Annotated in this window: 26 protein-coding genes and 1 tRNA gene; 7 read left to right on the top strand and 20 right to left on the bottom strand. The window is 33.2% G+C overall.

Annotated features, from left to right (window positions below):
- Positions 1-225 (top strand): hypothetical protein, encoded by a 225-nt coding sequence (locus tag FYJ58_RS10435; protein ID WP_205839231.1) that lies wholly within the window; start codon positions 1-3, stop codon positions 223-225.
- 47 nt (positions 226-272) lie between these two features.
- Here the strand turns inward: FYJ58_RS10435 and FYJ58_RS10430 are convergent, their stop codons facing one another.
- The 3 genes from FYJ58_RS10430 to FYJ58_RS10420 form a co-directional block, all read right to left on the bottom strand.
- Positions 273-425 carry an SHOCT domain-containing protein gene (locus FYJ58_RS10430; RefSeq protein WP_154519671.1) on the bottom strand — a complete coding sequence of 51 codons (153 nt, stop codon included), beginning with the start codon at positions 423-425 and terminating at the stop codon, positions 273-275.
- A gap of 120 nt (positions 426-545) precedes the next feature.
- Positions 546-728, bottom strand: a complete 183-nt coding sequence (locus FYJ58_RS10425) for a hypothetical protein (RefSeq protein WP_154519670.1) — start codon at positions 726-728, stop codon at positions 546-548.
- Positions 729-753: 25 nt separating this feature from the next.
- Positions 754-942 (bottom strand): hypothetical protein, encoded by a 189-nt coding sequence (locus tag FYJ58_RS10420; protein ID WP_154519669.1) that lies wholly within the window; start codon positions 940-942, stop codon positions 754-756.
- A 284-nt stretch (positions 943-1226) separates the two neighbouring features.
- Here FYJ58_RS10420 and FYJ58_RS10415 point away from each other — a divergent pair, with 284 nt between their 5' ends.
- The gene (locus tag FYJ58_RS10415; RefSeq protein ID WP_205839233.1) at positions 1227-1367 is read left to right on the top strand and encodes a hypothetical protein; all 141 of its coding nucleotides are present in this window, start codon (positions 1227-1229) and stop codon (positions 1365-1367) included.
- Positions 1368-1635: 268 nt separating this feature from the next.
- Here the strand turns inward: FYJ58_RS10415 and FYJ58_RS15365 are convergent, their stop codons facing one another.
- The 8 genes from FYJ58_RS15365 to FYJ58_RS10385 form a co-directional block, all read right to left on the bottom strand.
- Positions 1636-1719: a putative holin-like toxin gene (locus tag FYJ58_RS15365; protein WP_408647382.1), complete on the bottom strand. Its 84-nt coding sequence runs from the start codon at positions 1717-1719 to the stop codon at positions 1636-1638.
- A 116-nt stretch (positions 1720-1835) separates the two neighbouring features.
- Positions 1836-1958, bottom strand: a complete 123-nt coding sequence (locus FYJ58_RS15065; protein WP_268892676.1) for a hypothetical protein — start codon at positions 1956-1958, stop codon at positions 1836-1838.
- A gap of 28 nt (positions 1959-1986) precedes the next feature.
- Positions 1987-2565, bottom strand: a complete 579-nt coding sequence (locus tag FYJ58_RS10410; RefSeq protein WP_154519667.1) for a hypothetical protein — start codon at positions 2563-2565, stop codon at positions 1987-1989.
- A gap of 690 nt (positions 2566-3255) precedes the next feature.
- Positions 3256-3328, bottom strand: a tRNA-Thr gene (locus tag FYJ58_RS10405).
- Positions 3329-3433: 105 nt separating this feature from the next.
- On the bottom strand, positions 3434-4267 hold the full coding sequence (locus tag FYJ58_RS10400; RefSeq protein ID WP_154519666.1) for a DegV family protein: 834 nt from the start codon (positions 4265-4267) through the stop codon (positions 3434-3436).
- Between the two features lie 212 nt (positions 4268-4479).
- Positions 4480-6552 carry a molecular chaperone HtpG gene (htpG, locus tag FYJ58_RS10395; RefSeq protein WP_154519665.1) on the bottom strand — a complete coding sequence of 691 codons (2073 nt, stop codon included), beginning with the start codon at positions 6550-6552 and terminating at the stop codon, positions 4480-4482.
- A gap of 116 nt (positions 6553-6668) precedes the next feature.
- Positions 6669-7835, bottom strand: coding sequence for a CapA family protein (locus FYJ58_RS10390; RefSeq protein WP_205839230.1), 1167 nt, complete (start codon positions 7833-7835; stop codon positions 6669-6671).
- 28 nt (positions 7836-7863) lie between these two features.
- Positions 7864-8325 carry a DUF5721 family protein gene (locus tag FYJ58_RS10385; protein WP_205839229.1) on the bottom strand — a complete coding sequence of 154 codons (462 nt, stop codon included), beginning with the start codon at positions 8323-8325 and terminating at the stop codon, positions 7864-7866.
- Positions 8326-8592: 267 nt separating this feature from the next.
- Here FYJ58_RS10385 and FYJ58_RS10380 point away from each other — a divergent pair, with 267 nt between their 5' ends.
- Both FYJ58_RS10380 and FYJ58_RS10375 read left to right on the top strand, forming a co-directional pair.
- On the top strand, positions 8593-9879 hold the full coding sequence (locus tag FYJ58_RS10380) for a M18 family aminopeptidase (protein ID WP_154519662.1): 1287 nt from the start codon (positions 8593-8595) through the stop codon (positions 9877-9879).
- Positions 9880-9958: 79 nt separating this feature from the next.
- Positions 9959-10159 carry a hypothetical protein gene (locus FYJ58_RS10375; protein ID WP_154519661.1) on the top strand — a complete coding sequence of 67 codons (201 nt, stop codon included), beginning with the start codon at positions 9959-9961 and terminating at the stop codon, positions 10157-10159.
- A gap of 24 nt (positions 10160-10183) precedes the next feature.
- Here the strand turns inward: FYJ58_RS10375 and FYJ58_RS10370 are convergent, their stop codons facing one another.
- Both FYJ58_RS10370 and FYJ58_RS10365 read right to left on the bottom strand, forming a co-directional pair.
- Positions 10184-12058, bottom strand: a complete 1875-nt coding sequence (locus FYJ58_RS10370; RefSeq protein WP_154519660.1) for an alpha-amylase family glycosyl hydrolase — start codon at positions 12056-12058, stop codon at positions 10184-10186.
- 14 nt (positions 12059-12072) lie between these two features.
- A complete protein-coding gene (locus FYJ58_RS10365) occupies positions 12073-13887 on the bottom strand; it encodes an ABC-F family ATP-binding cassette domain-containing protein (RefSeq protein ID WP_154519659.1) in 1815 nt (604 codons plus the stop codon).
- 227 nt (positions 13888-14114) lie between these two features.
- Here FYJ58_RS10365 and FYJ58_RS10360 point away from each other — a divergent pair, with 227 nt between their 5' ends.
- Positions 14115-15749 carry an ABC-F family ATP-binding cassette domain-containing protein gene (locus tag FYJ58_RS10360; protein ID WP_154519658.1) on the top strand — a complete coding sequence of 545 codons (1635 nt, stop codon included), beginning with the start codon at positions 14115-14117 and terminating at the stop codon, positions 15747-15749.
- A 99-nt stretch (positions 15750-15848) separates the two neighbouring features.
- On the opposite strand, the gene FYJ58_RS10355 is transcribed toward FYJ58_RS10360, so the two are convergent.
- Positions 15849-16433: a zinc dependent phospholipase C family protein gene (locus tag FYJ58_RS10355; protein WP_154519657.1), complete on the bottom strand. Its 585-nt coding sequence runs from the start codon at positions 16431-16433 to the stop codon at positions 15849-15851.
- A gap of 277 nt (positions 16434-16710) precedes the next feature.
- On the opposite strand from FYJ58_RS10355, the gene FYJ58_RS10350 reads away from it, so the two are divergent.
- Positions 16711-16902 carry a hypothetical protein gene (locus FYJ58_RS10350; protein ID WP_154519656.1) on the top strand — a complete coding sequence of 64 codons (192 nt, stop codon included), beginning with the start codon at positions 16711-16713 and terminating at the stop codon, positions 16900-16902.
- A 164-nt stretch (positions 16903-17066) separates the two neighbouring features.
- Positions 17067-18371, top strand: a complete 1305-nt coding sequence (locus tag FYJ58_RS10345) for an HlyC/CorC family transporter (RefSeq protein ID WP_154519655.1) — start codon at positions 17067-17069, stop codon at positions 18369-18371.
- Positions 18372-18435: 64 nt separating this feature from the next.
- On the opposite strand, the gene FYJ58_RS10340 is transcribed toward FYJ58_RS10345, so the two are convergent.
- The 6 genes from FYJ58_RS10340 to FYJ58_RS10315 form a co-directional block, all read right to left on the bottom strand.
- A complete protein-coding gene (locus tag FYJ58_RS10340; RefSeq protein WP_205839228.1) occupies positions 18436-20283 on the bottom strand; it encodes a right-handed parallel beta-helix repeat-containing protein in 1848 nt (615 codons plus the stop codon).
- 1 nt (position 20284) lies between these two features.
- Entirely contained in the window at positions 20285-21529 is a 1245-nt protein-coding gene (locus tag FYJ58_RS10335; protein ID WP_154519653.1) for a right-handed parallel beta-helix repeat-containing protein, read from the bottom strand.
- A gap of 86 nt (positions 21530-21615) precedes the next feature.
- Positions 21616-22575, bottom strand: coding sequence for a hypothetical protein (locus FYJ58_RS10330; RefSeq protein WP_154519652.1), 960 nt, complete (start codon positions 22573-22575; stop codon positions 21616-21618).
- Positions 22562-23077, bottom strand: a complete 516-nt coding sequence (locus FYJ58_RS10325) for a hypothetical protein (protein WP_154519651.1) — start codon at positions 23075-23077, stop codon at positions 22562-22564. The genes FYJ58_RS10330 and FYJ58_RS10325 overlap by 14 nt, the downstream gene beginning before the upstream one ends.
- Positions 23074-23220, bottom strand: a complete 147-nt coding sequence (locus FYJ58_RS10320; protein ID WP_154519650.1) for a hypothetical protein — start codon at positions 23218-23220, stop codon at positions 23074-23076. Before FYJ58_RS10320 ends, FYJ58_RS10325 begins: the two co-directional genes overlap by 4 nt.
- Before the next feature lie 24 nt (positions 23221-23244).
- Entirely contained in the window at positions 23245-23706 is a 462-nt protein-coding gene (locus FYJ58_RS10315) for a hypothetical protein (protein WP_154519649.1), read from the bottom strand.

Below are 23706 nucleotides of genomic sequence, written 5' to 3'. Positions count from 1 at the left end.
GTGAAGATGATTGCAGATAACAACACAAATGTTGCTGATTTGTATGCTTATCTGAAAGAATGCTTCAAAGATATTTTGCAAGAACTTTTGGAAGCTGAAATGAATACAACACTGGGATATGAAAAGTATCAAAAAAGCGAAACAGCATCCACGAACAAACAAAAAATGCTGTATCTGGCATCAGAAAAATTTACGCCCTCCTTCTTCCATTCTGTCTGTAAATAGAATTGACTTTTTCTCTTCTACTTTACAAACCTATAATTCTAATGCCTTCACTTTTGTTTCAATGCTTTTATTGCATATAGCCGATTACTTTCCTCTTTAAGAGCCTGTTCTTTCGCTTGATAATTCTTTTCTAACTCGTCAAATTCATCTTGTGAAATTGCTCCATTTTCTAACAGCTGTTTTAATTTTTCTAAATTCATTTATTTCATTTTCCTTTCGAGTTGTTATAAATCGCCCACAATTTGAGTGATGTCAACCTGTCCCACAAATTAGTTTGCCCTCATTTCGGAGCATAAAAATAAGACGTATTTCTCAACGTCCTAATCAGTTTCATTAAATGCCACTATTTCACTTTTTTTAATGTACGCTTTTAAACCATCTTCAAACTGAAAAGGTAAAAACGTATCCTCTTTTATAAAATTATCTTCCAATAAGGCTCTAACATGTTCTACCGTTGCGTCCAACTCATAAAATACATTGTTTTTCAAATATATTTCAACCATTATACATTACCCTTAAAAATACCACTTAATCTCTTCTTTCTTCAAACTCAATACAATATCCTTTTTTATAATCTACTTTATTCTTTTCATCTCGACAATTCTCACACCAAAATTTATTACAATTACCACATAATAATTCAGCTACTGCCATATCTATGGCAGTATTTCTGGGAGCATTATATTTTTCTTGTAAAGTGTCTATATACAATTTCACTTTTTCTTTTTACTGATAAATCGCTCATATAATCACCTTCACTAAAATACATACTTGATTTTTTTGTTAATTTCCACTTTCTTTATTTGATAAGTCGGATTATGTAATATCATTTCACTTTCCATTCTGTTTTCTGTAATAAATGCATTTGTCCCTTTTGGGATTTCAATTATTAGCTTATTTTCTTTATCGTCATAAACATTATTCTTATTTAGGCTACAGGAAGCAAATTGTTTTTCTATACTTACATGAACCCAAACACAGAGAAACTACGCAAAAAATATATGGATAACCCACCGGAAGGAATGACATCCGAGGACATTCGCCGAATGAGCGAGGATAACCTTCTAGATATGGATTATTTCTTAAATGAAGACGACTTATTTGATGACGAGGCTGGCGTTGAAGGTTTCTATATCTCCTAAGTTGCGTCGTCTTGCCACCATATCCAAACACCAGTTTATCTGACGTATGTTTGGCGAACTGTTGTTCTTTTATTACTTTTCCAAAATCGTAATTTCCTACAAAGTCAAAAAAGACACTCCGAAGAGTGCCTAAACTACTTGTAAAATTTATTTCCTTGTGTTATAGTTAAATTAGAAACGGGAAAACCGCCCACAAAGTGGTTGACCTCTAAAATTGGTTCAATAACTGCCCAATTCCGCCAAGAACAGGGGCAGTTATTTTTTTATTTTATTTCCTATCTAAATAGGAGATAAGTGCTATAATAAGTAACCCAAAGGTCAACATAATCATTAACGCTTCATATGTACTCATTTGCACCACCTCCTCTCTTTTTGTATGAGAAGAGGTCAACTACCCTGTACACAGTTATTCCCTGTGTTCTATTGTAGCATGGTTATTTCTTCCATGCAATTATTTCTTAATATTTCTTACCGCCTCAAACGCTCCTCTGCTGTCTTGTCTGTTGTGGTTTCCAAGACTAATGTCCCGTTCTGGATTTCTACTGTTTTGCATGGTAATGTTGTGTTGTCTAATAATTTGATTTTTGTCATACGTTATTTTCCTTTTTTTACATTCTATTTACACGCATATATAATTACAATCAATGCAATAAAAAATTCCTATATCTTGGGAAGGTATCCAGTCATTAAGCCAAATTGTTCCGTTTTTGCATGTCCTTATTTCGAATATTTTATCTCTAAAAAATTTTTCTTCTAATACTTCACTAATGCAAACATTTTTCCGAAACATCAAAATGTCACCTATGTTAGAAGCTACCGCTCCCATATCATCTAAATGCTTTTTTTCTTTCCATTCTGGGTATTTCATATCTTCAGGAATATAATGCGTTTTTCCGTCTTCCCCTCGTGCAGCTCTAACTTCGTCTATATTTTCGACTGATTCCACATATTCGCTTTTAGATTCTGAATTGTTATTTGTTTCGTTTTCTACGAACAAATCTTCTATTTCCAAATCTTCTATTTCCAAATCTTCTATTTCCAAATCTTCCAATTCATACTTCAAGAAACAACGCCAATGAATATCGTTTGCAGCATCTCCACTATTACCATTTGCAAGACCTACACCAATTTGCTGTTTAATATCATACACAACATTTTTACGATTTTTTTCTAATCTGTCTTTTAATGTCAGACCCAAAACAGGATTTTCAACTGCCCTTTTGATTACTTCAAATCTACAGGTTTCTATTCCCGCAAAATTAGCATGTAATTTTTCTGCTGTATTTGCTTTTGAACCGCTGGAAGAATATCATCCACCTTTTTCTGTATCGTATCCATGAAATTAGCATATTCATTTTGTTGTTGCAATATAACATAAGTTAATGAATCATTCTTAGGTGAATTTCATAAATAGTACAATCTTCCCCTATTATTTCTTAGGCAGTCTTATGGCTGCCTTTTCTCAATTACTCTCAAAAAAGTGCTAAAATTATATACTGGGTATGGCAAATAACAGTTGAACCTAGTGGTTACGGAATAAGTTGGAATGAGGATTTAGATTGGTCTGAAAGTGAACTTTGGGAGAATGGAACGGAGACTCCTTTATCTATGTGTGACTTTGTGAATTTTGTAAAATATAATTAATACAAACGAATCCGCTGAAATTCTTAACTGTAGTAGGAAAACTATTGAATCAAGTGTTAAACGTGGTAGATTTCAAGCAATCAAAAAATATTAAGTAGTATGCTAAATGACTCTGTCAAATGGCAAATGATTGATAGTAACCCATGTACAAAGATTTCACCACCTAAACCAAAAAATAGAGAAATACAGCTTTTTTATTTTTCCTAAAATCGCTGTATTCCTCTATTTACAAGGGTTTTTATCAAGCTTTCGATGGGACTCGAACCCACGACCCCTTCATTACGAGTGAAGTGCTCTACCAACTGAGCTACGAAAGCAACTTAATAAGAGTGACTTGCACCACTCTTATTATTATACTAACTTCCTATCTATAACGCAAGTATTTTTTTTAATTCTAAAAATTTTTCATCAAATAGTAATTCTTAATATGCGATTATAATTCCTCCATCATTCGCATAAAGCGTGCTGACCCCTGCTGTATCTGCAATTGTTACTTTTTGAAAAGGAATTTTTTGCAAGATTTGTTCTCTTACGAATTCAGCACGTTCTAAATTATTGCAATGTGCAATTGCCAGCATCTTCTTTTCCGGGTTCTTAACATTTTTCGCAATTATGTCAACCATTTTACTTAATGCACGCTTCATACCTCTTCCTTGATCTAACTGAGTAATTGAACCTTCATCTGTCGAACCCATAACTGGCTTTATGTTAAGTGCATTGGCAAGCAATGCTTTGATATTAGAAAGTCTTCCATTTTTACGAAGGTTATCTAAAGATTCTAAAACAAACATTGTATTCATTTCATCTCTATAACAGCTCACTTGTTCCACAACCTCATTAAAAGACAATCCACTGTCAACAAGCTCTTTTATTTTGCCTGCAATTAATGCCTGCCCACAAGAAGCAGATTTTGAATCAATAATTGCAATATTCTTTTCATGCTGTTCCAAATATAAGTTCTTTGCCAGCTCGGCACAATTATATGAGCCACTCAATTTAGAAGATAATGTCACCACATAAATGTCATCTGCCTGTTCAAATAATTCCATATATGCTTCTGGTGCAGGACATGCTGACTTTGGCACTTCCGGATAAGCTGCCATTTTCTCTATAAATTTTTTCTGGTCAAATGTTTCGTCATCAATGAAACTGTCTTCTCCTATTTCCAACGTAAGTGGTACCAAATAGTAATCTCCTGATTTCCTCTGCTCTCTTGTCAAGTCAGTACAGCTATCTCCTATAATTCGATATGACATGAAACGCACCTCCTATAACTTCTTTTACTATCACATGTAGTATTCATTACCATATATGATAGCATACTTAAATACCTAAGTCAATTTTTTATTCTACTTCTTTTCGACAAATAGAACAACAAAATCTGATAAAAAACAAAGAACTGCCACAAAATACTATTTTATAACTTAGTATCTTGTAGCAGTTTTTATCCAGTGTTTAAAGTCTATCTCTATTTTGCCAAAAGCATCATGATCTTATTACTTCTTGCAATAAAATTCGTCATTGCTTCTGCTGTTAATGGTTTATTACTTAATAATGCCAAATCATATAACTGCTGACAGAACATGTCAACATTTTCACCATCTTTATGCTCAAAAATGTATTGAACAAGTTGGTTATTAGCATTTAAAACTAACGTTTCGCCTTGACCGCCAAACATTGCCGGATCCATTCCTCCCATAGCATACATTTTCATCATATCCTGCATTCTTCTGCTTTCTTCAGATAATGTAATCATAGAAGCAATTGATTCATTTTTCAATTTTTCAACCTTAACTAATAAATTCTCTTTTCCAAGTGCTTTTTTAAATACTTCTGTCAATGTATCCGTTTCTTCTTTTAATGCTTCTTCATCCACATCTTCTTTTAGCGTATCTGTAACATCGGCATCAATTCTCTGGAAGCGAACTTTTAAGTCACCCTGCTCTAACTGGGTAATAAATGGCTGATCAATGTTGTGTGTCAAAATCAACGCATCAAGTCCCTGTTCTTTAAACATATTAATATACTGGCTCTGTTGTTGTAAATCGGTTACATAGTATACAACTGCCGGTTCTTCTTCTTTCTCAGCCTCAGATTCATTGTTATCTGCTTCATTAACTGTTGCGTCCTCTGCCTTTTGCTCTTCAGCTTCGCCGTCTTTCTGTGCTTCTACATACTCAGGCAAAGTGATATATTTTTCTTCCAGGTTTTTAAAGATAATAACCTCTTTCATCTTATCACGGAATTTATCATCTTTTAAGCAGCCATATTTAATAAATGGACTAATATCATCCCAATATTTTTCATAATTTTCACGGTCTACCTTATACATTCCAATTAACTTGTCGGCAACCTTCTTTGTGATGTAATCTGAGATTTTCTTAACAAAGCCATCATTTTGCAATGCACTTCTTGATACATTTAAAGGTAAATCAGGGCAATCAATCACACCTTTTAATAACATTAAAAATTCTGGGATAACCTCTTTAATGTTATCTGCAATAAATACCTGATTATTATATAATTTAATAACACCTTCTAAGTTATCATATTCGGTATTTAGTTTTGGGAAATACAAAATACCTTTTAAATTAAATGGATAATCCATATTCAAATGAATCCAGAATAATGGCTCTTTATAATCATGGAATACATTACGATAAAATTCTTTGTATTCCTCTTCCGTACACTCATTTGGATGTTTTGTCCATAAAGGTGTTGTATCACTTAAAGAAACCGGACGTTTCTTAATCTTTGCTTTCTCTTTTCTAGGAGAAACTTCAACAACTTCCTTTTCTCCATTTTCATTTTCTTTTTCTTCTGTCTTCGCTTCTTCCACGATATTTTCAATTACAACATCATCTTCACGAACTTCACTTGCATCAATTGTTTCATATTCCGGCTCTGCATTTGCCTTTGTCAAGTAAATCTCAACCGGCATGAAAGAACAATATTTTGTTAGTATTTCACGGATTCTGTATTCATTGGAAAATTCATAACTGTCTTCATTTAAATATAATGTAATTGTTGTACCAACTTCTGCCTTCTCGCCTTTATCCATTGCAAATTCAGTTCCACCTTCCGACTCCCAGTGAACTGATTCTGCACCTTCTTTATAAGATAGTGTATCAATTGTAACTTTATCTGCTACCATAAATGCAGAATAAAAACCAAGTCCAAAATGACCAATAATCTGATCTTCACTTGCTTTGTCTTTATATTTTTCTAAAAAGTCAGTTGCTCCTGAAAATGCGATTTGATTGATGTATTCTTTTACTTCATCAGCAGTCATACCAACACCATTGTCAGTAAAAGTAAGTGTTTTTTCTTCCGGATTTACCTCTACATCTACTTTAAATTTAACATCTTCCGGTATGGTAGCCTCGCCCATTAACTCTAATTTTTTTAATTTTGTAATTGCATCACAGCCATTTGATACTAATTCTCTTACAAAAATGTCATGGTCTGAATATAACCATTTTTTAATAATAGGGAAAATATTTTCTGAATTAATTGACAAGCTTCCTTGTTCCATTGACATAAATACTCACTCCTTAATTTCTTATATATTATTTTTAATTATTTCTTGTTTTTCTTCGATAAACATAATATTAATACCGTTTGTTCCGAATGTCAAGAAAAAATTAGCACTCATTTTTAGTGAGTGCTAACAACCCTTCGTTCTTCTGTTTCTCCTACGAATGAAACTTGATATGAAATTTCTTCGTAAAACTTATAAAAGTTATCCAATTCTTCCTTTTCTTTAATTAAAACTGTTTTAAAATGATTTGCCTTACATGGAAGAACGGAGAGTTCCATATGCCCGTCTTCTTCAATAACCACTTTCAAAACAACCGTTTTTTCTATTGTCGTCCCAAAAATAAAATTCCCTAAGCTATATACGATCGGCTTATCCTTATAAAATTCAATCCCCTGAAGACAATGTGAATGACTTCCAACAACAAGATCCGCCCCTGCATCAATATATTGTCTTCCAAGATTTCTCTGATAATCTTCTGGAATGTTCTTTCGTTCTAATCCCCAGTGTACATATAAGATTACAGCATCTGCTTTATTTTTCGCCTCACGAATCAGGTCAAGTACATTTGCCGGATCATAAGTTGTCAATAGCCCCGGCTTGTCAACTCCTGCATTCCAGTCTACGACAGGAATTACACGTGAAGCAGCAATAAATGCAATCGTTCGTTGATTAATTGTTCGATACTTAATCTCTTTTGCTTCTTCAAAATTTTTCCCTGCCCCTAAGTATTCAATTCCTGCATTTTTTAAAGTTTCACATGTATCAAGCAAGGCATCCACTCCAAAGTCAAGGGTGTGATTATTTGCAATTGAGGCAACATCAACGCCAATCTTATTTAATATTGATACTCTGTTTGGATCTACCCGAAAAGTAAATTGTTTATCTGCAGCCTTTTTTCCCCGATTACTGAATGGAAACTCATTATTTATAATTGTAATGTCTGCCGAACTCAATTGCTCTGCTACTGAAGATTCCAATATTCCATCAATTCCATCTTTATCATAACAATCTAAAACACCATCCGAAAATAATATATCGCCGACAAATGCAAGTGACGTCCTCTTTTCTTTTATTTTTTGTTCTTGTTTTTCATCTTGCTTCATCAACTTCTCTTCTTCATTACTATGCTCTTTTTGTATCTCTATACGATTTCTTTTTTGCATATTCTCTGTTTCCCGGTTATTCAATCTGTTTTGACTTTTCAGCTGTTCAAATAAAAAAAGAAAACATACAACTCCTGTCAGAAACAATATAATTTGAAACATTAATTTTTTCTTGTTCAATCCCATTCTCCTATCTAAGCAAAAGTTATTACATCTCTTCAAAAACAATTTCTTTCGCTTTTAAAAATACTTTTACCTTTTCATCCCACTCTTTTTCCAACGATTTATCCATTGAAAAAACAGCAATCGAAGTTCCCGTTACAATTGTAAGATTATTATTTTCATACCGGATATTCAAAAATAATCCTTCAATCTGATCCTCTTTGAACGAACTTTTTATTTCTTCTAAAAAATGAAAAATCCCTTTTTTAGGATACATAAACACAACTTTTAAGACCTGAGGGGTTTTATTCCCTTTTATAATTTGAAATGCCAATGGCTTCATTTCTTTCCATTTTGCATATTCTCTTGCTCCAAGTAATTCCAATTCTTGTTGGTCATACCAACTTTGATTTAAATGCCCATTAATTTTATACTGATTGGAAGTTAAAATTTCCAGCTCTGTCATCCAAAACGTGTCAAAAACTTCCCCGATCAATAACTTTGACATAAAATCCTTCACATCTAAAATTTTTACTGCAACCATTTTATAAATCCTTTCCTTATTTTCTATGCTTTTTCACACATATCAAAGCTACAACGCTCATTATAGCATCTTTTACTATAGAATTCTATTTTTAGTAAAAAATAGAAGTTTTTATCTATACTTCTTGTCTTTTTTTTCAAATTCTTATATGATATTCCTATGGCCTTGGGCAGTTTAAAATTCTTTCCATGTATTTTAAACTTATTAAATATAGAAAAGAGGGATTCAATTATGAATGCAAATGAACAATTACTGTCATTTTTAGATTCAGCAACTTCGCCATTTCATGCAATTATGAAGAGTGCTTCTATGTTAGAAGAAAAAAGTTTTGAAAAATTAGAAATTGGAAAACCATGGACGCTAAAAAAAGGTGGAAATTATTATGTAACTCTATATGATTCCACTTTATTTGCTTTCCATATCGGAAAAAATATAAAAGAAAATGTTACATTTCGAATTGCTTCTTCTCATACCGACCATCCTTGTCTGAGAATCAAGCCCCATCCGGAATATTCTGAAAAAAACTATCTCCGGGTAAATGTCGAAACTTATGGAGGACTGGCAAGAAGTTACTGGCTTGACCGCCCACTATCAGTCGCAGGTAAAGTAGCTTTAAAAAGTGAAACTATCTTTGAACCTGAAATCCGTTTTATTGATTTCAAACGCCCACTCCTGACAATTCCAAGTCTGGCAATTCATATGAATCGGGACACCAATAAAGGAATTGAACTAAATCCACAATCTGATATGCTCCCATTAATCGGAATGATGAATGAAACATTAAACAAAAATGATTATTTTTTATCCTTTATTGCAAATGAATTAAAGGTAAAAAAAGAAGATATTTTGGATTTTGATTTCTATGTATACAATCAGGAATCTGCATGTATATTAGGAATGAATGAAGACTTTATTTCTGCACCAAGATTAGATAATATGACTTCTGTATTGGCATGTTTAAACGGAATTGTAAATGCCTCTAACGAATCGGTTATACAGATAATTGCATTATATGATAACGAAGAAATTGGAAGCCGTACAAAACAGGGTGCCGATTCGGTTATTACTAACATTTTACTTCAAAAAATCTTTGATGCTCTTTCAATGACAACCGTTCAATTATACGATTCCATTATGAACAGCTGTATGATTAGTATTGATGTAGCACATGGATATCACCCTAACAATCCATCTAAAAATGATCCAACGAACGTTACACAATTAAATGGCGGTGTTGTATTAAAACTTAATTCCAGTCAAAAATATGCAACTGATACACAAGCAACTGCAATTATTCAGCAACTTTGTGAAAGTTATCAGATTCCATATCAAAAATATGTGAATCGTTCGGATATGCCTGGCGGAAGCACACTCGGCTCTCTGTCTTCTTCTTGGCTTCCAATGAAGACAATTGATCTTGGCGTACCTCTTCTTGCAATGCATTCTGCAAGAGAACTTATGGGTGCTAAAGACCAAGATTCTATCAACCGACTTGTAACCGCTTTCTTTACGGCCTGATTGTATATTTTTTCTCATCTAAGGAACAATAAAACAGTAATTTATTTTACAATTATGTTCCACAGAAAGGAGATTCTTTATGCGTTCAGATTCAAAAACCTACGAAAAAGTAGCTGAGCATTGTTCTTCCTTTGATCCAAAGAAAGACAGTGACACATTTAAAAGTCTTTACAGCGATAATGTAGATATTTCCTGCACAAACTGTAAACATTTTTCAAAAAATGCTTACTGCAAGCTCGATTTATACGATCAAATCGTAGCCGAACACAATTATCAATAATCCCAATCTTAAAATGACACCAGCCTAGTTCTCTGGTGTCATTTTTGATTGAAATATAACAATACTTCTTGGTTTTACCAAATAAGACGTCATTTTTACCTCATGTACCGCTTCTACTTCTTCGCTTGTATCTAATAATTTTCCCCAATATTTTTTTCCAAAAAGCCGTGGCAAATCAAAGGTATGTGATTCCCAATGCATATTATATGCAATATAAAAATCGCAATCATTTTGTCCATATTCTGTATAAGCATACTCTCCACACAGCATAATTCCCAAAACCCGGCTATAATTACTTGCATCCAGATACCATGCTTTTGTTCCGTGAAATGAAATGTCCGGACATCCAAGCAGAGCATAATCCATAACTTTCAATTCTTTTTTCATGTGAAGAATGGGGTGTGTTTTTCTTAATAGGATTAGCTTCTGTATAAATTCAAACAAATCACTATTTTTCTCAAGTAATTTCCAATTAAGCCAAGATGTTCCATTATCCTGACAATAAGCATTATTATTGCCATCCTGAGAATTTCCAAATTCATCACCAGCCAGCAGCATAGGTGTCCCCTGACTTAATAATAGCATAACAACTGCATTTTTCATTTGCTTTTTTCTAAGAGAAAGTATCGACTTTTTCCGTGTCTTTCCCTCAACACCACAATTCCAGCTATAATTATAGTCTGTCCCATCTCTTCCATCTTCGCCATTTTTTTCATTATGTTTCATATCGTAAGAAACCAAATCTGCTAAGGTAAATCCATTCACATTCGTAACATAATTAATCACCGCAAAAGACTCCGGATTACGCTTCATCCGATATATAAAAGGATTAACCTGCCCTTCATCACCTTTTAAAAATCTCCGACTATCATTCATAAAACCATCATTATACTCTGCAGCCAGCTTTTCATTTGCAAATTTGCAATTCTCTTCTGTACTTCCATGATTCCATGAAGTAGCAAAAAGCTTTGCACTTCCAATCACAGGATCCTGCATAATAAACGAAACCGGAACTACATTGTCATTCACACGAAATCCATCTACATGATAACAAAGAATCCAATATCGAAGGCAATCCAAAACCATTGTCATATTCGTTCCTGCCTCGAAAAACATGTCTAAAATAATTTCCATATCATTTTGATGCAATTCCTTAATAAGAGATTTTAGCTCAACATCCGGCTCTTCCTTATCAAAAGCATAAGAAGTCTTTGGTGCAAAATAATTCGAATTTTTTGTATATCCCCAATAATTTAGATGAATATTATCCAAATCATGCGGTGTTTCTTTAAACTCTGCCGGCATTCCATAAATCTTTCTGCTCTCCCGTTCCATTCGCTCCTCAAATTCGTAAATCGGAAGAAAAAATAACGCATTAACACCTAATCTTTTTAAATAAGGAATTTTCTCCTTCACCCCTTCAAACGTTCCACGCCCGGTCACTCCGGAAGAAATATGCTTTGTAAATCCCCTTACATGAATCTGATATAAAATCATCTCATTATACGGAATATGAGGTGCCTTATCATTTCCCCAGTCAAAAAAATGAGATTCTATTCTGCCTCTCTGCTCGTTCCATTTTTTCGATGCCCAATGCTCTCTTCCTGTTATTCGTTTTGCATAAGGGTCTGGTATAATTTTTCCGTCTATTTCATAATCATATTCCAAACCGTCAAATGAAATTCCCGATAAAATAACAGAGCGTACCATACCGATACAAACTTCTTGTCCTAAAAAAATTTCAAATGCTATTTCTTTTTTTCCTCTTCGATATAATAACAGTTTACAAACTGAATCTTTCGGAACTACCGTTGCAAACTGCATTCCCCTCTCAGTTTCAGTCACTCCAAGTGGAAACGCATTTCCTTTTCTTATTTGTAATTCCTCTTTCTTCGCCACATCTTCCTCCTATACTATGATACGAAGCCATTTTCTTTTTCAGCTTTTATCTGCTCAGCCAAATCATTCAGATACACCCAACGTTCCATTTTCTGTTCAAGCTGAAGTTCCAATTCTTCTTTTTGCTTCATAAGCTCATTTAATTTTCCATAATTACTTGCTTCTTTTTCAATTAGAGGCTCTAAATTTTCTAATTTTTCTTCTAGTTCCGCAATGCAATCATCAATTGTATCATATTCCTGCTGTTCCAGATAAGAAAATTTAAGCTTTTGACTGGTCTTTACTTTTTCTTTTTTAGGTTGGGAAATCTTTTCCTTTTCCTGCCCGCTAACAGATTTCTTATCTCCTGCTACACTATGATAATCAGAATAATTTCCTTCATATTGACGAATCTTTCCATTTTCTTCAAATGCAAAAATTCTTGTTGCTAATTTATCTAAAAAATACCGGTCATGGGATACAGCAATCACAATCCCTGAATAAGTGGATAAATAGTCCTCTAATATTGTAAGTGTCTGAATATCCAAATCATTTGTCGGCTCATCCAAAATTAAAATATTAGGAGCCTCCATCAATACCTTTAATAAGTAAAGTCTTCTCTTTTCACCACCAGATAACTTCTTAATATAAGAATACTGTAACGTACCATCAAACAAAAATAACTCACACATTTGAGAGGCAGATTTTGTTCCATCTGTTGTCTGAATCGTCAACGCAGTATCTTTGATGTAATCAATTACTCTTTGATTTTCATCCATATACTCGTTTTCTTGTGAGAAATATCCTATTTTTACAGTTTCTCCAATTTCAACTGTCCCCTCATCTGGCTCTACAATTCCATTTATAATTTTTAGCAACGTAGATTTTCCACATCCATTATGACCAATAATTCCAACCCTATCCTCTCGCAAAAATATATAACTGAAATCTTTGATTAGCTGTCGTTCTCCATAGCCTTTGGATATATGACTTAATTCAATTGTTTTCTTGCCAAGTCTGGTTGACAGTGTATTTACCTCCACTGTACTATCCCCAACAATCGGTTTTTCTCTATCTCTTAACGCTTCAAAACGTTCAATATGGGCTTTTTGCTTTGTAGACCTTGCCCTTGCCCCACGCATCATCCATTCTAAGTCTTTTCGATAAAGACTTTCTTTTTTCCGCTCTGTCGCAAGTAACATTTCTTCCCGCTCTGCTTTCAATTTAAGAAATCCTTTATAATTAGCAGAATAACGATACAAATTTCCCTTGTCAATCTCTACAATACAATTTGTTACTTTATCAAGAAAATATCGGTCATGCGTTACCATAATGTAAGCCCCACGCCATTGATTCAGGTAATTTTCAAGCCACTCTGCCATCTCATTGTCTAAGTGGTTCGTCGGCTCATCCAGTACCAGAATATCGGCAGGGGTCATTAATGTTCGCACTAATGCCGCACGCTTTTTCTGCCCTCCGGACAAAACAGAGACCGATTCATCTGCATTGGCAATCCCAAGCTTCAATAGCATTGCTCTTGCCTCTCCTTCAATATTCCAATGCTCCTCCTGCCCCTTTTTGTTACAAATCACATTTTCCAGAATCGTCTTTGTTTTGTCAAACTCTGGATTTTGTGGCAAATACTCAATTCTAACTTTATTTCCTTTCGTTACCGTTCCCTCATCCGGCAGTTCAAGTCCCGCAATTAACTTTAATAATGTTGATTTTCCTGTACCATTTATTCCGATAACTCCGATTCGGTCTCCCTCATTAATTCCAAGTGTTACTTCTTTTAATAAGATTTTATCTGTAAAACTTTTTGATATCTTTTCTGCAGTTAATAAATTCATAATTCTAATATATTATCGCCAATCTGCCTGCGATACTATCCTTTCTTTCTCTCTCAGTTCTATAAGCACTATTATAGCTAACTGGTACTTCAAATACAAGTTATCACGGAAATTTCGAAAAAAAGCTTGCAAAATATTGAATTTACGATAGAATATGATTTGGTATGTATATTTTCGGTATCAAAAAAAGTTTAGATAGAAGATAAGAACACAGAAAGGATTTTATTATGATTCAAGCTAGCAACATTACATTACGTCTTGGAAAAAAAGCATTATTTGAAGACGTAAATATTAAATTTACAGAAGGAAACTGTTATGGTTTAATTGGTGCAAACGGCGCTGGAAAATCAACATTTTTACGAATTCTTACCGGCGAAATTGAACCTACAAAGGGTGATGTTATTATTACACCAGGTCAACGACTCTCTTTCTTAAAACAAGATCATTTCCAATATGATGAATATCAGGTTCTTGACACTGTTATTATGGGAAATCAAAGACTTTATGATATTATGAAAGAAAAAGAAGAAATCTATGCAAAAGAAGATTTCACAGAAGAAGACGGAATAAAAGCAAGTGAATTAGAAGGTGAGTTCGCAACTTTAAATGGTTGGGAAGCGGAATCGGATGCTGCTACTTTATTAAACGGATTAGGAATCGAAACAGACCTTCACTATGCTCTTATGAAGGATTTAAATGGTTCTCAAAAAGTAAAAGTACTTCTTGCTCAGGCTTTATTTGGTAATCCAGATATCTTATTACTCGACGAACCTACCAACCACTTAGATTTAGATGCAATTCGCTGGTTAGAAGAATTCTTAATCAATTTTGACAATACAGTTATTGTTGTATCCCATGACCGCTATTTCTTAAATAAAGTATGTACTCATATTGCAGATATTGATTATGCTAAAATTCAGCTTTATGCAGGTAACTATGATTTCTGGTACGAATCCAGCCAGTTGATGATAAAACAAATGAAGGAAGCAAATAAAAAGAAAGAAGAAAAAATCAAAGAATTACAAGATTTTATTCAGCGTTTCAGTGCCAATGCTTCAAAATCAAAACAAGCTACCTCCAGAAAACGCGCATTAGAAAAAATTGAATTAGATGATATTAAACCATCAAGCCGTAAATATCCTTATATTGATTTTAGACCAAACCGTGAAATTGGTAACGAAGTACTTACTGTATCCAATCTTTCAAAAACAATTGACGGGGTAAAAGTATTAGATAATGTGTCCTTTATTGTTGGTCACGATGATAAAATCGCATTCGTTGGAAGCAACACACTGGCAACAACTACTTTATTCCGTATTCTTGCCGGAGAATTAGAGCCAGATGAAGGCTCTTACAAATGGGGTGTTACAACCTCTCAGGCATATTTTCCAAAAGATAACACAAAAGACTTTGACTGTGATGATACAATCGTAGATTGGTTAATGCCATATTCTCCTGAAAAAGACGTGACATATGTTCGTGGTTTCTTAGGAAGAATGTTATTTGCAGGTGATGATGGTGTTAAAAAAGTAAGAGTTCTTTCCGGTGGTGAAAAAGTTCGTGTTATGCTTTCTAAAATGATGATTTTAGGCTCAAATGTTTTGATTATGGATGAACCTACAAACCACTTGGATATGGAATCAATTACTGCATTAAATAATGGAATTATCAAATTCCCAGGGGTCGTTTTATTCACTTCTCAAGACCATCAGTTTATACAGACAATTGCCAACCGTATTATCGAAATCACACCAAATGGTCTGATTGATAAAGTATCTACCTACGATGAATACTTGGATAACGATGAAATGGCACGGAAAAGACAGGTCTTAAGTGTACAAAATGAAGAAGATGAAAACTAAAATAATCTGCTTATAAAAAAAGGTTGTCGCAAAATGAAATTTTCTAAAATTTGCGACAACCTTTTTTAACTTACACCTATTTTCAATTGTTTCAAACTCCTAGGCTAAAACGATTGCTTTTTGAGTTTTAAACTCAAGTAGTTGAAGAATCGCATCTACCACTTTATGACAAAGTTCTACAATATACTCACAGTCCGATTTTACTGCATTGATTAAATTTAAATATTCTTTATGCGTACTCTTAATAAAAGAAATAATCTCTTCCGAATTTTTAAATAAGCCATTTTGCTCACGAACCCGTTTTGCCTCATCACTTGCAACATATTTACGAATCGCATGTTTTAAATCTTCTTCATATGCACAGTGATCTTTTATATTTCCCGGATAAGTTTTATTATGTGGAAATGTAAAATAATCTGCAACATAATGCGTAATAATTCCTAAATGTCTGCAAAAATAAGAACTAAGCCCTCTTTCGCTATCGTAATTTTCTGTAATTTTATCAATCTCTTTTTTTAATATATCAATTGTTTCTTCAATCGAATGTCTTCTTGTAATAAATGATGGGATACAATCTGGAAGGATACTACCTATATAAAAAGCCTTTTTATGAAGCTGTAAACATTCCATTCCATTGCTATTCATTAGGTATTTTGCCACTGAAATATGTGATTTCTTTCTCATAAATTAAACGCACCTCCAAAAACAAGGTTACCAGTTTCTCATATATATTAATTAATCTATACACGCTTCGTTCTCTCCCAAACACCATTCATTTTACTCTCACTTTTATGTTTGTGCAATCTTTTTTTCTTCTTAACATAAAATTTAATTTTTTATTCACATTTTTTTAAAATATGTACAGCCAACAAACGATCAGAATAAAAACACTGCAATTGCACATCCTAATTTGGAAAAACTATAAAAATACTACTTTTATATAATACGAGGTGCTAAAAAAATGATAAATAATAACGAACTTCCAATCGGTTTTACTATGGAACTTGCAATGCATTCTGATATTTTAACACAGTTTGCCACACTGCCAAAGTCAGAACAAGAAAAAATTGTAACTGGTGCAAGACAAGTAAGAAGCAAAGATGAAATGAGAAGCTATGTAGAAAATATGTTTTCTTCTTCGTTTCGACCATAAAAATATAAATTAAAAAACAAAATGGCGGACAATAAAACAATCTCTAGTTTATCTTATGTTCGCCATTCCAACTAGTAATTATTATTACATAATAAATCTCCAGTATATCTTGACAATAATTGGCTTCCTATTGTAGAATAGCTTAAAGATTGGAGATGATGAATTTGGACCCTAGTGATGTGACGCAGATAATAATCTTATTTCTTTTAATCTCATTATCTGCATTTTTTTCTTCTGCTGAAACAGCCCTTACTGCTGTTAATAAAATAAGAATTCGTTCTTTAGCAGAAGAAGGTGTAAAAAGCGCAATAATTGTCAACAAATTAATTGAGGATCCGACAAAAATGTTGGGAGCAATACTGATAGGTAACAATATTGTTAACCTGACTGCCTCTTCGTTATCAACCACAATTGCCATTCATCTGTGCAATAAAATGGGTATGGGAAATAACGCAAGCATCGGTATTGGTATTGCTACAGCGATTGTAACTATTTTAATTTTAATTTTTGGTGAAATCACACCAAAAACACTGGCTACACTGAATTCCGAAAAGTTAGCCTTAAGCTATGGAAAAATAATTTATTTTCTTGGGCAATTACTAACGCCAGCAATCTATATTGTAAATAAATTATCCTTAGCTTTATTATTGCTATTTCATATCGACCCAAATGAAAAAGTTGCTTCGATGACTGAAAATGAGTTAAGAACTATTGTAAATGTCAGTCATGAAGAGGGGGTTATTGAAACAGAAGAGCGCCATATGATTACAAATGTTGTAGACTTTGGTGACTCATTGGCAAAAGATGTTATGGTACCCCACATTGATATGGAATTTACAAATGTAAATGCAACCTATGATGAATTGGTAAGTGATTTTGAAGAAGAAAAATTTTCAAGACTGCCAGTTTATGAAGATTCCAGAGATAATGTAATTGGTATTATCAACTTAAAAGATGTTTTCTTCTACAAAGGAAAAAAAGAAGATTTTCATATTCGTGATTTTATGCGCGATCCTTACTTTACTTATGAATACCAAAAAACTTCTGAACTTTTACTGGAACTTCGAAAAGCTTCTTCCTCTGTTGCTATTGTATTAGATGAATATGGTTCAACTGCAGGTTTAATTACATTAGAAGATTTACTGGAAGAAATCGTCGGGGATATTAAAGATGAGTACGATGATGATGAAGAAGACCAAATTCAGCAGATTGCCCCAAATGAATATATGATTGAAGGAAGTACAAAGCTTGATGATATCAATGATTCTCTTGGTCTTACTTTAGAATCTGATGATTATAATTCAATTGCCGGTCATATTATTAATCTTTTAGAACATCTTCCTGTCGTAGGGGAATCTGTTACAGAAGGAAACATAACATTTACCGTTCATACTATGGATAAAAATAGAATTGATAAGGTTCATGTAAAACTTCTTTCCAACATAGAAGAAGAACCTGAAAAAGAATAAAGAAAAGACATCAGAACTCAAAGGTACGAATTATTTTTTCGTACCTTTTTAATTTAATTTTTTATCAAGTCATATTATCCGGCTTACATTCTTCAAATGTACAATCTTTGATTATACATCTTCCGGTAGAATCAATACCTCCTCCACTATAAGTAGAAATACAGCGAACAAACATACAATTCTCTATCTGCCCGTTACCTCCATATACAATAATTCCTGCACCACTCTTTCCCCTACAGTTAATAAATTGACAATTACGAATCTTTCCACCCTGACAATAAATTCCACCTTTTTGACAAAAAGAAAAAATACAATTTTCAATAATGGAAGTATACGCGTCAAAGACGCCTCTTCCTCCTGCCGTATTTCGAATAATACAGCTTTCCATTTTTAATCTTGTTCCAGATGCACGAAAAATTCCATATTGGAGGTTGCCGTCAAATTCACTATATTCAATCGTTGCTCCTCTAGCCCACTCAAGTAAAAACATATCTCTTCCATTTATTTGCAGTCCTTTTACTTTACTATGACGAATTTCTAATGTGCCACGACACACAATCGGACACATTAAATAAACAAATGCGCCGTCCATTCTCAATGTTCCTTTTTCTGAAACAAAAACAGTTTGTTCTAGCAACGTATTCCATATAATATTATATTCTTTGTCAATGATTTTCTCAGACTTTCCTATAATATGCTGAATTATTTCTTCCCCTCTTGGATAACAATGGGTATAGTAGCAATTTCTAATCTTCTCTTCAATCTCTCCTTCGTAAAAAATTACTCCACCATATTCCAATGCTTTACAAAAATTAAATATACAATCCAAAATCTCTATCCCGTTTTTTGTGTAAATAGCACCACCAAGTTTTCCTTGACAGTCATAAAAACTGCAGCCTTTTATTTGTCCAGTTTCATTTTCAATACAAACTGCACCACCATTCTGATTTGAAAGGCAATGTTCAAAATATACATTCTCAATTTTAAATTTATCACCTCGAAAGATAACTGCACTTCCCAAGGTTTCTCTAATATTACTATCTTTAAAAAACAACTGTCCATGTTCCATTACAACTGCACTGCAGCAACCTTTGCACCAAAAATTTCCATCAACAATATCCAATTGGGAGTAACTCTTACTTTGAATCAATGGCTGACAACTAAAATTCCTTTTTCTTAACTGGCTATTTCTTATCTGGACAATTCCACCATCTAAAATAATGCTTCCATACATGGCAACAACTGCATTAGAAATAATTAACGTCTGACCATTTCCAACAATAATATCATCCTTAATCTCACATTGGTCATACAACTTTACCATTGAACTTTTTGTAAACACTGTATGGTCAATTTTTGTTACATAGTCTACATCTGAAATATAATACTTTAATTCTGCAATCGTACAGCTAATTCCATTTTTAGGCATCTCATTCATAATCTTTTTCGCTCTATTTTTATCATGTAAAAAAGCCGCAACTGCAAATTGTTCCAATAATTTTACCTGTTTATGGGAAATGTGAAATAATTCTGCGAATAAACCAATCGATTCCTTTTCTTCATTTGACATCATATCCGATCCCATTGATACACTGATTAAATCCATTAAAAATAATTCTTTCATAACAGGTGTAGTTAACAGGCGAATAACAGCATCGATTGCCTTTTGCTCATTTCGAGCGACACGAATAACTTGTGCTTTTTCCTTTTGATTAAAATCCAATCCTTTTGTCAAAAGTCTTTCTAACTCAAAATTATTTAACGTATTTACTTTTTTATGTAATCCAGCATGAATAAAAACCCCTGCTGCATAAATTATTTTGAATTCAATCGATTGAAAATAAATCGGATGCTTTGGAGTCGTCCACATCTTTTTTTTATTCTGTAGCCTGCGAAGTAATTCGTTCCCCATATTAAAACACCCCTTTCTCAATCGAAAAGTCATTATAAACTATATTTTCATCCGGTTCACAATTTTTAAACGTACAATTTTTTACAACTTGCCCGTATTTTTTGTAACTAAAATAAATCGCTGGTCCGATAAATCCAGCTCTGCAGTTTGTAAAATTACAATTCAATATTTGTACATCTTCTGTTGTATCAGAATGAACTCCACCACCATGTTCCGCTGTACAGGAAATAAACTGGCTCTCATTTATTATCAAACGACTGTTTCCTTCATTACGAATTCCACCATTTTTACAATCTTTCAAAAGTACCCGCTTCATTGTGAGTGATTTTCCAGTAAACTCCACTGCTGCCATTTTATCGGTATCCCTTAACTCGGAATCCCGAATAATAAGATGACCTGCATCCTGACTTATCAAACCACAAGAATAATTTCCAAATATCAGACTCTGTTCAATAAAAATCACGCCACAATCTTTCACCTGAATTGCTGCTCCTATTCGCTCCTCCTGCTTTATTTGTATTCTTGAATTGCGGATATCCAATTTTCCTCCATCAATTATAATTACTCCATACAGACTAACTGCTCCTCCATGGATAAGTAATGTTCCTCCACTTTTTACATATATAGTTCCATAAATCGAAGTCGGCTTATCCATTATAACTGTTTCTCCAGCTCCGATCGTTAAATCTTTGTATCTCTCTTTTAAAATAATAGAAGGATACATATAACTTAATAATTTAAAACTAATATAGTAACCATTTTTACGAAATTGATTATAGCAGGAAACAGCTTGCTCTGATTGCTTATGAATACCAAAATTCCAAAATTCCTTTAAAAAAGTAAGTTCTTCTTTTGATACTTCAAACACTTCTGCAAATATCTCTATGATTTCATCGCAATAAGTTTCTCCCCACAAAGTCAATTCTTTCATTCGAAGTAAATCACTCAAAAAACAATATTGTTTTTCCTTTGTGTCCATCGCCTCAAAAACATCATAGATGCGCAAATCAAAATCTTCAACGACTTCTTTTAAGATTCGTATTTTGTAATGTTCATGCATCTCAAGTGCATCTAAAATTGCTTCATAAATTAGTTTTACATCCTTATATATCTTGTCATTTCCGGCCACCAAGATACCAAGACCAAAGCAATATATGTATTTAAAAGAATCCTCTTCTGATGCAAATGGGTGAATTCCAACTTTTGTTTCTTTTTTCTTTTCTTTTAATAAATCTAACAAAGCCATTCATTCTGCCTCCTGCAACATATAATCTAGTGTTATATATTATATCGGCAAATGATATTTCTAAATTAGCCTGACTACAGCTCATCTTATGGTCTGCATATTTCACATGGATATGCACCATTTAAAGCACACTCCTGTTTCGTCGAATATTTAAGCTCTCTTCTTCCTCTTTTGGAACATTTCTCTTTGTGATAATAAAGTTTCCGATTCTCTCCCAGCGAAACATAATAGGCAGAATGTTTCCATATTCTTGCACCTCCAATTGCATAGCGATTAAAATAACCATTTCCAGAACGCCATGGATAACCTTGAAAAATCACCAGCATGCTAACATCATCAATTGTCCGATACCAATCTTCCTTTGCAACTGTTGGAAAAAAGAACTGATAAGAAACCCCTAACATCTTTGCAACACTATTATGTAGCCTTAAACCATCCTTCATCGCTTCTTTCAGATGTCCAATAATACATTTTCTTCTTATTTCTTCAAATATTGCCGGACGATTTAAAATTTTACTTTTAGGATATTTCCCTGCAAAGTCATGATAATCGCCCTCTATTAGCAATTCTTTCTTTTTATTATATAATTTTATCTCATTACTTAATGTAAATTCATAAATATAATCCCTGTCAGTATATAAATACGGCTTTTTTTTCGACCAGCACTTTTCAATCACCTGTACTCCATTCTTATTCTTTTTTAATCTGCTTACATTGATATAAAAACCATCTTTATCTGTAATCAATAATAATGGTACACATTGTTTCATTCTTTCTTGTTGGAACCGGTTAGTAGGTATCCCAAAATTACAATAAAGCGACTGATAAAAATTTTCCTCCGCTTTCTCTTTATTCAGTACGATTTCCTTTGAAGAGTCTTTTTCAACTAACTGAAATAATCCATCTTCCACTGCATTATCTAAGTTTCGATTATATCTTAGCTGTTCCTTTCCTATTTCAACCACAGACATGCCATAATGATTCATTGGAAGGTAAAATGCAACACAGATACTAAAAAAAAGCAAAATATAATTACTCATTTTCATCGCGAATTAATCCTCCATATGTTATATGAATTGTATTGACTGCATTTCTTCCAAATATAACTTTTTGAAAACGCTCTGCCCACGTTTCACTTACATTTTGCACTTCGACTGAAAAATAATCTCCTTGACAAAATTGATATTCTCCATTCTTTTCATAGATATTGTCTAATATCTCCTGTTCATAAAAATTAATGTAATCCGTTCGAACCTGTTCTGTAAAAACTCCATTCAAGTCATACACCGGATAAAAAACTTTATGTTTATGTGTCATATGAATGGAATAAATCTGATTTGTCACTTGAAGATTTTTAAGAAATCTTTCATACATGCCTTTACTAAGATATCCATTATTTTTAACCATTTCAGAAAACTCAGCCGTTTCTTCTAACACATAAGACTGAATATACAAATCTTGTTTTTCAGCCAAAATATACACCGGTATTATAAAAAATACAATAGAAGCAGTTAAAACTGCTACAACATGCCCAAAACTCTGACTCATCCAATTTCCTCCTCATACATCACACAAGTACCATGGTATAAGTTATAACGGATACAATTGATTGTCTCTTCTGTAGAATGGAATAGAAAAATTAGTATCGTAACTCCTAAAAGAAACAAAATGGTATTACTTATTTCATTCATTGTCTATTATCTTCATCCTCCGATTTAACCTGCCTGAACAAATTTAAGTCCAACAATCGTGTTGTTTACATCTCTCAGTACTGTACAGATAAATTGTGCATTTGGATTTATATAAGAAGCATGACCAATTTTTTGAGCTGCTTTTATATCGGTCTTAACAGAGCCTCCAAGAGTAGAAGAATTGGTTCCCTCCGATATACTATATCCATAAAACGACTTATTTCCAAGCTTATTAACAACAACAATGCTAATTGTGTCATTTTTAAATTTATTTACAACATTAATTACCTCACTTCCTGACACAGACATCCCATCATACATAGTTTTATCACTCTCGTTAAATTCTGCATTTAACTTTGCAATCTGACCAGTTGAATTAGCAGCTATATCTCTTGCCTCCCGCGCAATATAAAAACCAAGACCAATCACAATACATGAAATTATAACCCCTGCAGCTAATAATAATCCTTTTAAACTATTCTCCAT

This window comes from Velocimicrobium porci, from assembly GCF_009696045.1.
GTDB classification, from domain to species: Bacteria; Bacillota; Clostridia; order Lachnospirales; family Lachnospiraceae; genus Velocimicrobium; species Velocimicrobium porci.
Note: the sequence above shows the minus strand (reverse complement) of the source record. Positions and strands in the feature narration are given on the sequence as shown.